The 14,418-nt window shown below is 50.9% G+C and carries 5 protein-coding genes; 4 read left to right on the forward strand and 1 reads right to left on the reverse strand.

Translation table 11 applies throughout. From position 1 onward, the window contains the following. Positions 1–25: 25 nt before the first annotated feature. Positions 26–3,070 (reverse strand): SusC/RagA family TonB-linked outer membrane protein, encoded by a 3,045-nt coding sequence (locus BLU99_RS04705; protein ID WP_255397446.1) that lies wholly within the window; start codon positions 3,068–3,070, stop codon positions 26–28. Between the two features lie 269 nt (positions 3,071–3,339). Between BLU99_RS04705 and BLU99_RS04710 the strand changes: the two genes are divergently transcribed. The 4 genes from BLU99_RS04710 (at position 3,340) to pulA (ending at position 14,417) form a co-directional block, all read left to right on the forward strand. After that, positions 3,340–7,362, forward strand: a complete 4,023-nt coding sequence (locus BLU99_RS04710) for a hybrid sensor histidine kinase/response regulator transcription factor (protein WP_091900043.1) — start codon at positions 3,340–3,342, stop codon at positions 7,360–7,362. A 232-nt stretch (positions 7,363–7,594) separates the two neighbouring features. Beyond that, positions 7,595–10,273, forward strand: coding sequence for a 4-alpha-glucanotransferase (locus BLU99_RS04715; RefSeq protein ID WP_091900044.1), 2,679 nt, complete (start codon positions 7,595–7,597; stop codon positions 10,271–10,273). After that, the gene (locus BLU99_RS04720; RefSeq protein ID WP_091900045.1) at positions 10,270–12,486 is read left to right on the forward strand and encodes a glycoside hydrolase family 97 protein; all 2,217 of its coding nucleotides are present in this window, start codon (positions 10,270–10,272) and stop codon (positions 12,484–12,486) included. Before BLU99_RS04715 ends, BLU99_RS04720 begins: the two co-directional genes overlap by 4 nt. A 29-nt stretch (positions 12,487–12,515) precedes the next feature. Next, entirely contained in the window at positions 12,516–14,417 is a 1,902-nt protein-coding gene (gene pulA / locus BLU99_RS04725; protein WP_091900046.1) for a type I pullulanase, read from the forward strand. The last annotated feature ends 1 nt before the right edge of the window (position 14,418 follow it).

Consider the following 14,418-nt stretch of genomic DNA (forward strand, 5'->3'; position numbering starts at 1 on the left):
TACTTATTTCCTTTTTTGCCTTTTCTTAGAACTCGATGTTAAAGCCGAGGACTACCTTCTTAGATGTCGGATAGGCACCCTTATCCACACCCATACCAGTGGTGGCGTTGGTTGCGGCTTCAGGATCGAAGCCTGGATAGCCTGAGAAGGTGAAGAAATCGTCGAGAGATCCATATACACGGACATGGCTGACACCCACCTTACCGAGCAGACTCTTGGGCAGTGTATAGCCGAGCTGTATCTGTTTGATCTTAAAGTAGCTTCCATCGTAGATCATGGCACTGGAGTCTACGTACTTGTCGAGGTCGTTGGCGCCAGCACGGGGTTTGGTACCATTGGTGTTCGAGGGCGTCCAACGGTCATCAAACATCACCTTCTTCATCTTATTCGAGGTGGCATAGTCAGGACGGTTGATACAGTTGAAGATCTTATTACCATGCGAACCAGTGCCGAAGACCGTCAGGTCGAGACCCTTGTAGGCAGCCGTGAGAGTGACACCATAGGTGATGTCGGGGATGGCATTGCCGATATCGGTCAGGTCGTCGTTGTTAACCACACCATCGCCTGTGATATCCTTGAACATCGGGTCACCCGTCTCAGGATTGATCTTATCGAACTCGAAGCCACGGAAATAGTACACGGGATAGCCCTGCTCGAAATAGGTAATGGTATAGGTATGGAAGGTGCTACCAGCCAGACGGGTGATAGAGGGGTCGATATAGGTCACCTTGTTGGAGAGCGTAGAGAGGTTCGCACGGATGCCATAGCTGAAGTCGCCGATACGGTCTCTCCATCCCAGTTCGAACTCGAAGCCCTTGTTCTCCACGTTACCTGCGTTGATAGGCGATGTGGCACCACCGATAATCAGTGAGGGGGTGGTGTTCCATACCAACAGGTCCTTGGTCTTCTTGATGTAGTAGTCGACACCGAAGGTCATGCGACCGCCCAGCAGGATGCCGTCGAAGCCGAAGTTCAGCTGCTCGGAGGTCTCCCACTTCAGGTCCTCGTTACCCATGGTCGAGGGAGCTGCGGCCTGCGTATACTGGATACCAGGTGTGAAGGCATAGAGACCGCCCAAGGCGATGTCTGTGCTGTAGCTGTAGCCGCTGAGTGCGGAGAGACTACCGTTCTGTCCCCAACTGGCTCGGAACTTCAAGCTGTCGAAGGCCTTCCTCAGAGGTTGGAAGAATTTCTCCTCACTGATGGTCCATCCTACTGACACGGCGGGGAAGTAACCCCAGCGCTTCTTCGGAGAGAGCTTCGAGAGGTCGGCAGCATCAGCACGGAGCGACGCGTTCAGCATATAACGACCGAGGAAGTCGTAGCCCAGACGACCGAAGTAGGAGAACTTTGTACTGCTGGTGGTCTCACCACTGACACTCTTCGTGGCCGAGGGATTGGCATAGTTCAGATAGTAGAACAGCGGATGATTCTTCTTCAGGGCATCCTCGCCGTTGGCCTCGAGGCCGCCAGTCACATAGTCGTAAGATGAATCCTGGAAGGATACACCGACCATGGCTGTCACGGTGTGGTTGCCGAAGGTCTGCATGTAGTTGGCGAAGTTCTCCCACTGATAGTAGATCGTGGTAGAAGACGTGTTGTTCTGACTCACATAGTCGCGACTCTGTACGGCATTGCCATAGAAAGGCAGACTCGTAGAGGAAGAGCGGGCACCGTTCAGGCGATAGCCGAAACGCGAAGTGACCGTCAGGTTAGGAATCAGCGTGAAGTCGCCATAGATAGATCCCGTCACGTTGAAGCCCCCGTTCTTACTCAGGCCATTGTCACGCATGATCATCGGGTGATACTGCTCACCGTTGTAGAACGGAGAGATACCGTAGTAGTTGCCATTCTCATCCTGCATGAAGGTCTTGCCCATGGCCTGATAGACTTGATAGTTAGATGGCAGTGTACTGCCATAGGTATTGGGCGTCAGAGGATCCATCATCAGCACGGCGGTCAGCAGTGAGCCATACTCGTTGTTCGATGATACCTGACGAACATCGTACTTTTCTATCTGGTTGGTCGTACCTACCTTCAGCCAATCCTTGATATTATACTCGCCGTTGATGGTGGCGGTCAGTCGCTTGTAGGTGTCGGCATCGCCCTTAACGATACCATTATTATTAAGGTACGAGAGAGCCAGGTAATAGTTACCGCGATCATTACCGCCAGTGAACGACAGGTTATGCTTCTGCATATGCCCGTGGTTGAAGGCGACATCAGTCCACCTGGTATCAGTCTTTCCGTCCCAGTTGGCATCCATATAGTCTTTCGTGAAGAGGATGCCCTCGGTCATGTACTGCTTGTACTCCTCGGCATTCAGCATCTTCGGAATACGAGCGAGGCTCTCGTCCGTCCACATGAAATCATAGGCGATCCTACCTTGTCCTGCCTTACCCTTCTTGGTGGTGATGAGTACGACACCATTGCCTGCCTCAGCACCATAGATGGCGGCCGATGCGGCATCCTTCAGGATCTCCATCGAGGCGATGGTGGCGGGGTCGATACCGCTGATATCACTCAGGCGTACGCCATCGACCACATAGAGGGGTTCGGAGCTCTTATTAGAAGAGTATCCACGTACACGTACGGTCGGTGATGAGCCAGGAGCTGCCGATGTCGAGATGATCTGCACACCGGAGGTCTTACCCTGCAAGGCCTGCTGGGCATTGGAGATGGTTCGGTTCTCCATATCCTCGGGCTTCACTTGTGAGATAGCTCCTGTCACAGAACTCTTCTTCTGTACACCATAGCCAACCACAACCACCTCATCGAGCACCTTATTGTCGGGCTGCAGTCTGACGACCATGCCATTCTTAGCAGCCAACTCCTGTGTATCGTAGCCGATATAGGAGATGACGATGATCTGTCCCACATTGACGTTCATCGTAAAGCGACCATCGAAATCTGTGATGGCTGCATTCTTTGCGTTACTCTTGTCGGTAACGGTGGCACCGATAACAGGTTCGCCGTTTTCGTCAATCACAGTTCCCATCAGTCCTTGGGCGAAAGATGTCACTGACATAAACAATGCCATCAACATCAATAGAATACTGTTCTTTTTCATTGAGTCTTTAATTGTTTTGAGTTAATTGTTAGGAATAAATTGTTTCGTTATTTATGTTTAGGTAATCGACCCTATATCGTTTTTCGGCTGCAAAGATAAGAGGAAAGCACATATCTCACTTCCTCATTCTGTTTTTCGATTATCCTCTTTGTTCAAATCAACTCTGCCGTTTTCCTATTCGTTCAAAAACTATCGTATTCGTTCAAAAGAACAACTGACGTTCTGTGACATATCACATTTTTTTGTATCTTTGCAACAAAATACAATCTATGATTCATCGTAAAGACATCGGTAGGACTGTTATCTGTATCCTTGGGGCAATCGTCATCGGCGCCTGTCATCAGGAAGGGCGGAAAGACTCTGAAGGGGATAAGGACGAGGCACATGGTCTTGTCGTGGCACAGGAGTTATCGAATAGTCGGGTGCAATGTATCGAGGAGGACAAGACGGGACAACTGTGGATAGCCACCTTCCGTGGACTGAACCGTTACGACGGTCATGAGTATCACCAGTACTTCTGTACCGACGACTCGATGGGGCTGCCCGACAACAATGTTCAAGGACTGCTCTGCGACAAACAGGGACGACTGTGGGTGGCTACGGTGAACGGTGTATGTCGCTATACAAGAAAAGACAACTTTGAGCGCATCCCGATGCAGACGGGCAATTGCAATGCCCGTAAACTGTTGACAGACAGTCGGGGACGTATCTTCGTATACAACGGTACAGAACTGCTGATGTACGACGAGGTGCAACATATCTTCTTGTCGCGTATCAACAGGACGATGACCAACCAGTCGTGGGGCGACTGTTTCATCGATGCCGCCGACGATATCCTGCTGGTCGGACCGGAGAATCTGCTGATATACAGTGGCGAGGACTTCAAACAGCGCATGGAACTCAGACATCCTGCCGGGACGAACTTCTACTATTTCGACCTGTTATCAAACGGGCTGATGCTATCGTCGGGTAACGGCACGCTGATGATCTTCGACACAAAGGCACGTCAGAGGATTCCTCTCAGTCCGGAGATGGAGACAAGGCTGCTGGCACACAACAACGTGGTTCAGGCTGCTTGTCTCTTGAACAACAATACCATTCTGCTGAGCACCTCGCACAACGGCATCTTCGAACTGAACCTGCTAACCCATACACTTACCGGCGAAGGCGATGCGGGATTCTCAGTGCCAGTACCCGATGCCTACGTGACACAGATCTTCCAAGACTCTCGCAAGAACATCTGGATGGGAACCTACGACAAAGGACTTTTTGCCAACTACTATTACAAGGAGAAGTTCGGTGGCAGTGACAACTACCTGAACCGTGTCATCGAGAACTCGTCGGTCTTCGCCGTAGCGATGGACCAGCAAGAGAACCTCTGGATCTCAACCCTCCTGAAAGGGGTCTATGTATATCACTGTCGTAGCCAGAAGGCTGAGCAGATTGAGATAGAAGGACTGGCTGCCGGTGAGAAGAACAATACCGTAACCCATATCTTCTGTGACCGCGACGGACTGCTCTGGCTCTCAACAAGCAATGTCGTGATGAAATGCCGCTATAACGGAGAGCGCCTGAACATACTTAATCAGTGGCCAATCTTCATGACCATGGATTTCGAGCAGACCGATGACGGCACAGTATGGGTATCGACCAGTTCAACGGATATCTTCGCCTTTCACCCTGGTAACAATGAACCGGAACGGAAGCAGGTCTTTAACGTGGATTTCACCTTTATCCCGTCACTGCTAAAGATAAATGATGGCTCCATGCTGATATCCGCCTTCTACCAGAAGATTCTGAAGATGGATCCCAAGACGGGAAAACTGACGCTACTTGATATCCCCGACATGCAACAGTGCATCCGTCGTAGTGTATATATACCCACCGACATGCATCAAGACACACGAGGCGACGTATGGATAGGTACCGTGAGCAACGGTCTGCTGCGTTATAATCCCAAGACAAATACCATGACTCGCATCGCAGGCCTCTCCTGTTCCGACGTGGGTAGCATCGAGGAAGATCGTCAGGGTAATCTCTGGATCAGCACGATGAAAGGACTGAACCGTCTGGATGCCAAGACCGGCCGCATCACCTCACTCTACAAGGCCGACGGCATCGGCGGTGACGAGTTCTGCGACCGCGCCTCATGCCAGCTGCCTAATGGCAGTCTGGTCTTCGGCAGTACGGACGGCATCACCATGTTCAATCCTGCCGACATCGACACCCTGAGAAAGATTCCTTTGAGGCTCTGCGACCTGAAGATACACAACCAACTCATACACCCAGCCGAAGGTGGTCCCATCGAGGCTGTCCTTGACAGTTGTCAGAGCATTCATCTGAGTCACAGGGAGAATAGTTTCAGCATCTCGTTCACGGCTCTCGACTTCGGCGAATACGAGCGCGTACATTATTATTATATGTTAGACGGGATAGACGACGACTGGATCGATGCAGGCAATAGTCACTCGGCCAGTTATGCCAATCTTCCCGCCGGACATTATACCTTCCGGGTGCGCACCACCGACAGTGCCAGTGATGAGGCCGGCAGCGACGAACGTACCATAAGCGTGATCGTTGATCCAGCACCAGCAAACACCTGGTGGGCATGGTTGCTCTACCTATTGGCATTCATGCTCATCGTACGGTTTATCTATAGACTGCGCCGGAGAATCCGTCAGGAAAAGGAAGCTGCCCGACTGGCGGAGCAGGAGAAGGAACAGGAGAAACGTGTCAATGCCATGAACATGAGTTTCTTTGCTAATATCTCCCATGAGTTCCGTACCCCCCTGACAATGATAAAAGGACCGGTAGACCTGTTGTCCAAGAGCAGCAACCTCAAAGGCGAGGACCGTAATATGCTTTTAATCGTGCAACGGAGTGTAAGAAGGATGCTACGGCTCGTCAACCAGTTGATGGACTTTAACAAACTGGAGAACGATACATTAAGACTCGCCGTCAGTATGCAGGATGTCATTCCTCTCGTTCAACATATCTGTGATATCTTCCTTCTCAACATGAAAGAGAAGGATATTACCTTCAAGGTCATCGGTATGGAGGATACCATGCAGATGTGGGTGGATGCAGACAAGGTCGAGAAGATTCTTGTTAATCTCCTATCGAACGCCATCAAGTTCACACCGCGCGGCGGACAGGTGACCCTCACGATCGATACGGACGCTCAACAACTGAAGGTCATGGTGACCGATACAGGTAAGGGCATCCCTGACGATCAACTGGAGAATATCTTTAAACGTTACTACCAACTGGACAATCAGACCAAAGGTACCATCAACTGGGGAACAGGCATCGGGCTTTACTATGCACGTAGACTGGCAGAACTTCACCACGGACAACTCACCGCTAGCAATGCCAAGAATGGACAGACTGGTGCCGTATTCACTCTGCTATTGCCGATGCATGAGGACGCATACAGTGATGCGGAGAAAAGACCGTTAGAACAGGATGAGCAAGACTATCCGTATGAACAGGTTCCTGAGCAACATACCGTCACGGCAGAGACCAGAGATGACCGTCCGACCATCCTCGTGGTCGATGACGACTCTGAGGTCGTCAATTATCTGCAAGTCCTGTTGCAGCAGCACTATAATGTCATCAGCCATTTCAACGCTGATGACAGTCTACGCTCCATCCGTGAGAAGGAACCTGACATCATACTCAGCGATGTGGTCATGCCTGGCAGAAGTGGATACGACCTCTGTCGGGAGATTAAGAACGACCTACAACTGTGTCATATCCCTGTCATCCTTGTAACAGCCAAGGCTACGGCGGAGAATCAGATAGAAGGACTAGACACCGGTGCTGATGCTTACGTCACGAAACCCTTCGATCCCAATGTTCTGTTGGCACAGATCAAATCGTTGCTCAGCAACAGACTTCGCATCCAACATATCCTCAGTACCAAGACCACCACCGAGGAGAAGGGCGTGGAAGAGGCTTTGTCGCCACAAGATAAAGCATTCATGGACGAACTCTACAAACTCATGGAAGATGAGTTGGCCAACTCTGAACTTGACGTGACACGCATCACAGAAATGCTTTATATCTCACGCACCAAACTATACTATAAGATTAAAGGACTGACCGGTGAGACACCCAGCAGTTTCTTCCGGATGTACAAACTGAACCGTGCGGCACAACTCATCAAGGAGGGCAGGCACACCATCTCTGAAGTGGCCGACCTGACAGGGTTCAGTACCCTCTCCCATTTCTCGTCTCTGTTCAAGAAACAGTTTGGTGTCAGTCCAAGCGAGTACAAGAACACTCCATAGTTCTTTCTGAATTATAGCACAGAGATCGGCACCTTCCATCACCCTCTCAGAATGGTGGCACGGCATCGTTCCAGATCGGGAAGTCCTATGCCTTGCGGATGCAAACGTTTGCGCATTTGCAAGGCCAATAACTCAGCCCAAATAAAACACTGATACAGAATATTTTGTAATTTTGACCCGGAATAAGAGAGAAACTGTTGACATATTCCGTATAAAATAACTAAAGACAAATATGAGAGTAGCATTTAATCTTGAGTACCAGACAACTTTCGGCGAGGAACTGATGTTGAACATTATCGCTGCAGGAAAGACGGAACAGCATCAGATGAAGACTGTTGACGGTCTTCACTGGACATGCGAGCTGAGCAAGGCCGTGAAGGCCAGCGCACACATCGACTATTTCTACAGTGTCGTAAGAGGAGAGCAGCAGATACGCCACGAATGGCTGGTAGCTCCCCACCGACTGGAATTTGCCGCCAAGAAAGGGGCGCGCTATATCATCTACGACCACTGGCTGGACATACCGGAAGATTCCTATATGTACTCCTCTGCGTTCACAGAGTGCGTTGCCGCCAGGAAACATCAGATGAGTCGACTGACGGAATATGCCAAGACCGTCAGACTGAAGGTCCGTGCACCGCAGTTGCGCAACAACGAGCGACTGGCCATCATCGGTAGTGGAGAGACACTTGGCAACTGGGATACCAAGCGTGCCATCGCCATGGCAGAACATGAAAGTAACGAATGGGTTATCAGTCTTGATGCTGATAAACTGCCACAGACCATTGAGTTCAAGTTCATCGCCCTCAACGAGGATAGTGACGTGACGCCGCTGTGGGAGAACGGCATGAACCGCGTCGTCACAATGCCAGATCTGGATATGGGCGAGGTGGTGGTCTACGAACTGCCGCAGGCTTATTTCCCGGCCTATCCGTGGAAAGGAGCAGGCACCGTGATACCCATCTTCTCACTGAGAAGTGAGGGTAGCTTCGGTGTTGGCGACTTTGGCGACCTGAAGATGATGATCGACTGGTGCGCCAAGACGAAGCAACGTATCCTTCAGGTGCTGCCTATCAATGATACGAACATCACTCACACATGGCAGGACTCCTATCCCTATAACAGCATCAGCATCTATGCCCTCCACCCGCAGTACACAGACTTCCGACAGTTGCCAGATCTGAAAGACCGGAAACGGAAGACCTATTTTGAGAAGCTGCGCCAGGAACTGAATGCGCTGCCTCAGATCGACTATGAGCGTGTGAACAACGCGAAGATGGAATATCTGCGTGAGATCTATGCTCAGGAGGGTGACAAGATGATGAAGACGACGGCCTTCAAAGCTTTCTTCGAGCAGAACAAGGAATGGCTTGTTCCATACGCAGCTTTCTGCTATTATCGTGACCTCTATGGCACAGCCACCTTCTCAGAGTGGCCCGATCATCATACGCTGCCCGCCAAGGAACGCGAGTCCATGTCGAAGTCGACGACAAAGCTATATAAACAAGTCGCTTTCTGGTATTTCGTCCAGTTTATCCTTGACCAGCAGATGCATGCTGCTCATCACCATGCGCGTGAACAGAGAGTCATCCTGAAGGGCGATATCCCCATCGGCATCAGTCGCGACGGCGTTGAGGCATGGGTCGAGCCCAAATACTTCAACCTGAACGGTCAGGCCGGAGCACCCCCCGACGCTTTTTCCGTAAACGGACAAAACTGGGGATTCCCGACCTACAACTGGGATGCGATGCTTGAGGACGGTTGCTCCTGGTGGGTCCGCCGTTTCAGAAAGATGTCGGAGTATTTCGATGCCTATCGTATTGACCATGTACTTGGCTTCTTCCGTATCTGGGAGATTCCCATCGATGCCGTTCACGGTCTGCTGGGACAGTTCTCTCCCTCACTCGGCATGACCCGTGAGGAGATTGAGGCTTATGGTCTGCAGTTCCAGGAGGAGCTCTTTACCAAACCGTTTATCGCTGACTGGACCCTGGAGAGGATGTTCGGCAAGAAAGCACAGTACGTCAAAGACACCTTCCTCAACCACACTCACGACGACATCTGGGAGATGAAGCCTGAGTTCGACACCCAGCGTAAGGTAGAAGCGGCCTTCAAGGGAAAGACCGAGAAGGAGGATATGGATCTCCGTGATGGTCTCTATGCTCTCATCAGTGACGTGCTGTTCGTCAGAGACCGGAAAAACAACGATAAGTTCCATCCGAGAATCGGGGTGCAGAACGACTTCATATACCAAACTCTTTGGGATCATGATAAGTTTGTGTTCAACAAGCTCTACAACGACTATTTCTATCGCCGCAATAACCAGTTCTGGTATACCGAGGCCATGAAGAAACTGCCCAGACTGACACAAGCCACCAGAATGCTCGTCTGTGCAGAGGATCTGGGCATGGTACCCGACTGCGTGCCCTGGGTGATGAACGAGCTACGCATCCTCAGCCTTGAGATCCAGTCAATGCCGAAGGACAATACCGTACGCTTTGGCCACCTATCACGCAACCCCTATCGTAGTGTATGCACAATCTCTACCCACGACATGTCGACACTTCGCCAGTGGTGGGACGAGGACGAAGGGCAGACTCAGGATTATTTCAACTCCATGCTCTACCGTGGCGGTGCGGCCCCCCACCCACTACCCGGTTGGCTGGCCAAGGATATCGTCAGTCGGCATCTCACATCACCCTCAATGCTCTGCCTACTCTCCTTCCAGGACTGGATGAGCATCGACGAGAACCGTCGTCTGCCAGATGCCAATGCCGAGCGAATCAACATTCCTGCCAACCCCCGTCACTATTGGCGTTATCGTATGCACATGACCATTGAACAACTGTTGGCTGCCGATGATCTGAACAACGAAATCAGTACACTAATCATACAAAGCGGAAGAAAATGAAAAGAATTCTAATATTTGTAATGCTCGCCTTGCCGATGATAGCAATGGCAGGAAGCATCAAGTCGCCCAACGGCAACATTGAGGTGAAGTTTTCTGTGGATAATACAGGGCGTCCTGTCTACGAGATGACCTACAAGGGGCGTGAGGTGATCAAGCCCTCGCACCTCGGCCTTGAACTGGCTAAGGACAAGCATGCCTCGAAGGGTATGGATGAGACCAACCTCATAGACGGTTTCAGCATTGCCAAGGAGGAGACCTCAACCTTCGACGAGACATGGAGACCTGTATGGGGCGAGACTGCCACCATACGCAACCACTACAACGAGTTGGCCGCCACACTGTTGCAGGCCGACACTAAGCGCGAAATACTGATTCGCTTCCGCGTCTATGACGATGGTGTCGGATTCCGCTATGAGTTCCCTCAGCAGCAGGCGCTAAACTACTTCCTGATTCAGGAAGAGCGCACTGAGTTTGCCATGGCTGGCGACCACAAGGCGTGGTGGCTGCCTGGCGATTATGACACTCAGGAGCAGGAGACTCAGGAGACCAGACTCTCGGAAATCCGTGAGTGCATGAAGAAAGCGGTGAACTGGAGCAACAGCTCGGTAGCCATCTTCTCAGAGACAGGCGTACAGACCTCACTGCAGATGAAGTCACAGGATGGTCTCTACATCAACATACACGAGGCCGCGTGTCAGGACTACGCGACGATGCACCTCGAGCTGGTCGACGACCAGACAAAGGCCTTCACTACTAAACTCGGAGGCGGCAGCAATGCCTATACACCAAGCCCCAAACCTTCGGCCTATCCGTTGCCACAACCTTTCACCTTTGTCAGTCATCTCACGCCTGATGCAACTGGTTTGAAAGGTGCCATGCAGACACCTTGTGAGACACCATGGCGCACGGTGATGGTGAGCGACGATGCCCGCGACATGCTGGCCAACAACCTCATCCTAAACTTGAACGAGCCTTGTAAGATTGAGGACACCTCATGGATTCACCCTACAAAATACTGCGGTGTGTGGTGGGAGATGATTGTCGGCAAGAGCTCATGGAACTACACGGACGATTTCCCCAGCATCAAGCTCGACAAGATAGACTGGAACAGCGTGAAACCCAACGGCCGTCATGGTGCCAACAACGAGAAGGTGAAGCGTTATATCGACTTTGCTGCCAAGAACGGGCTTGATGAAGTATTGGTCGAAGGATGGAATGTCGGTTGGGAAGACTGGGCAAACATGTGGAAACGCGACGTATTCGATTTTGTAACCCCCTACCCCGACTTCGACATCAAGATGCTCAACGAATATGCTCACTCTAAAGGCGTAAAGATTCTTATGCATCACGAGACATCATCTAGTTCCCAGAACTATGAGCGCCACATCAAGGAAGCATTTGAGCTGATGAACAAATACGGCTACGACGCAGTAAAGACAGGCTATGTGGGTGACATCATCCCACGCGGCGACCATCACTACTCGCAGTCGATGAACAACCACTATCTCTACGTGGTAAAGGAGGCTGCCAAGCATCATATCATGATCAACGCCCACGAAGCGACACGTCCTACTGGTCTCTGCCGCACATGGCCTAACCTTGTAGGCAACGAGTCGGCACGTGGTACAGAGTATGAGGCTTTCGGAGGTTCAAACCCTGACCATACCTGCATCCTGCCATTCACTCGTCTGCAGGGAGGGCCGATGGACTACACACCTGGAATCTTCGTGACCAAACTCTCTGAGTGGAGCGACAACCCCTCTTGGGCTCGTATCACCCTCGCTGGTTCTCTGGCACTCTATCTGACGATGTATTCCCCACTTCAGATGGCAGCCGACCTGCCTGAGAACTACGAGAAGTTCGACGATGCCTTCCAGTTCATCCGCGACGTGGCTTGCGACTGGGATGACTCGAAATATCTGGAAGCAGAACCAGGCGACTATATCACCGTAGCCCGTAAGGCCAAGGGAACCGACAACTGGTTCATCGGTGGAAAATGCGACGAAAACGGTCACACCTCTGTCATTAAACTCGACTTCCTCGATAAAGGTCGTAAGTATGAGTGTACCATCTACGCAGACGCGAAGGGGGCACATTACGAGACGAATCCGCAGGCTTACACCATCAGCAAGCGTGTGGTCAAAGCGGGCGACATCCTGAAACTCAAAGAGGCTCCTGGTGGCGGTTTTGCCGTTTCCTTGATTGCCAAATAGTATTAACGGCCAACCATAATTAAAGACCAATGAAGAAATTGATTATTGCAGGACTATTGTCTATGATGCTGACCAATAAGGTTGCAGCTCAGGCTTTTCAAGAGATGACCTACACCCCACAGGCCACCACATTTAAACTCTTTGCGCCCGACAACGCAAAGGTAACATTACGCATCTACCAACAAGGAAAGGATGGTAAAGCCGTCAAGACCGTGAAGATGCAGAAGACGGGAAAAGAGCAGTTCAGTGCCACCGTTAAAGGTGATCTGATGGGTAAGTTCTATACCTTCGACGTAGGACGCGGCGAGTGTGCTGGTGTCTTTGCCAAAGCTGTTGGTGTGAATGGCAAACGCGCTGCCATCATCGACATGAAGCAGACCAACCCTGAACATTGGTGCTGCGACAAACGTCCAGTCACCAAGTCACCTGCAGACCTCGTTGTCTATGAGATGCACCATCGTGACTTCTCCATCAACCGTGCCGACGCCGAGTATCCTGGCAAGTTCATGGCACTCACTGAACCATGGGCCATCGATCACCTGAAACAATTAGGGGTGAATGCCATCCATATCTTACCGAGCTATGACTATGGTTCCGTTGATGAGACGCGCCTCAACACTCCGCAGTACAACTGGGGCTACGACCCTGTGAACTACAACGTACCCGAGGGCGGCTACTCTACCAATCCTTATCAGCCTGAAGTGCGTATCCGTGAGTTCAAGCAAATGGTACAAGCCCTCCACAAAGCTGACATCCGTGTCATTCTCGATGTGGTGTATAACCATACCTATGACATCGAACATTCAAACTTCCAGCGTACCTACCCGGACTATTTCTATCGTAAGACCGCTGACGGGCAGTATAGCAACGGTTCTGGTTGTAACAATGAGACCGCCTCTGATAAGCCGATGATGCGTCAGTTCATGATTGAGAGCGTCAAATATTGGATTAACGAATACCATATCGACGGCCTTCGTTTCGACCTAATGGGCTGCCATGATATTGAGACCATGAACGAGATCCGCAAGGCTGTGGATGAGATTGACCCCACCATCTTCATCTATGGTGAGGGATGGAGTGCTGGTCAGTGTGCCTATCCGCAGGAAAAACTTGGTTTAAAGGCGAACATCACAAAAATGCCTGGCATTGCAGCCTTCTCTGATGAGATCCGCGATGCCCTCCGCGGTCCGTTCGACGACGATAAGAAAGCCGCTTTCCTCGGTGGAATAGCAGATAACGAAGAGAGCCTTAAGTTCGGTATCGTGGGTGCCATCAGTCATCCACAAGTAGATATGTCGAAAGTGAACTACTCGAAAGAGCCGTGGGCCACAGAACCGACACAGATGATGTCGTATGTCAGTTGCCATGATGACATGTGTCTTGTAGACCGCCTGCAGACAAGTATCCCTGGCATACAGACCGACGAACTGATTCGTCTGGACCTGTTAGCACAGACGGCAGTCTTCACTTCTCAGGGTGTACCTTTCATGCTCAGTGGTGAGGAGATGCTACGTGATAAGAAAAGAGTACATAACTCTTTTGAGTCGCCTGACTCTGTAAACCAGATAAACTGGGATAACAAGGCGAAATACCCACAAGTATTCAACTACTACAAAGATCTGATTGCTCTACGCAAGCACCACCCTGCCTTCCGTCTCGGATCAGCAGATCTGGTCAGGAAGCACCTGGAATTCATGGAAGCACCAAAGAACGTAGTGGCCTACCGTCTTAAGAACTACGCTGGACGTGATGACTGGCGTGACATCATTGTCATTCTGAATGCCAATAAAGACGCTATCGAGATCACCATTCCACAAGGCAAATATAGTGTTGTATGCTGCGACGGAGTCATCTGTGAGGATGGCCTCAGCACCATCGAAGGCAACAAAGCTGTCGTGGATCCACAATCTGCATTAATCATTCACAACTAAA

The sequence above is a fragment of the Prevotella sp. lc2012 genome (assembly GCF_900107065.1).
Classification (GTDB): Bacteria; Bacteroidota; Bacteroidia; order Bacteroidales; family Bacteroidaceae; genus Prevotella.

Bases quoted from the DNA above. Each gene is read 5' to 3' on its own strand.
- BLU99_RS04720 (WP_091900045.1), top strand. From the start codon at position 10,270: ATGAAAAGAATTCTAATATTTGTAATGCTCGCCTTGCCGATGATAGCA.
- BLU99_RS04710 (WP_091900043.1), top strand. From the start codon at position 3,340: ATGATTCATCGTAAAGACATCGGTAGGACTGTTATCTGTATCCTTGGG.
- BLU99_RS04705 (WP_255397446.1), bottom strand. From the start codon at position 3,070: ATGAAAAAGAACAGTATTCTATTGATGTTGATGGCATTGTTTATGTCA.
- pulA (WP_091900046.1), top strand. From the start codon at position 12,516: ATGAAGAAATTGATTATTGCAGGACTATTGTCTATGATGCTGACCAAT.
- BLU99_RS04715 (WP_091900044.1), top strand. From the start codon at position 7,595: ATGAGAGTAGCATTTAATCTTGAGTACCAGACAACTTTCGGCGAGGAA.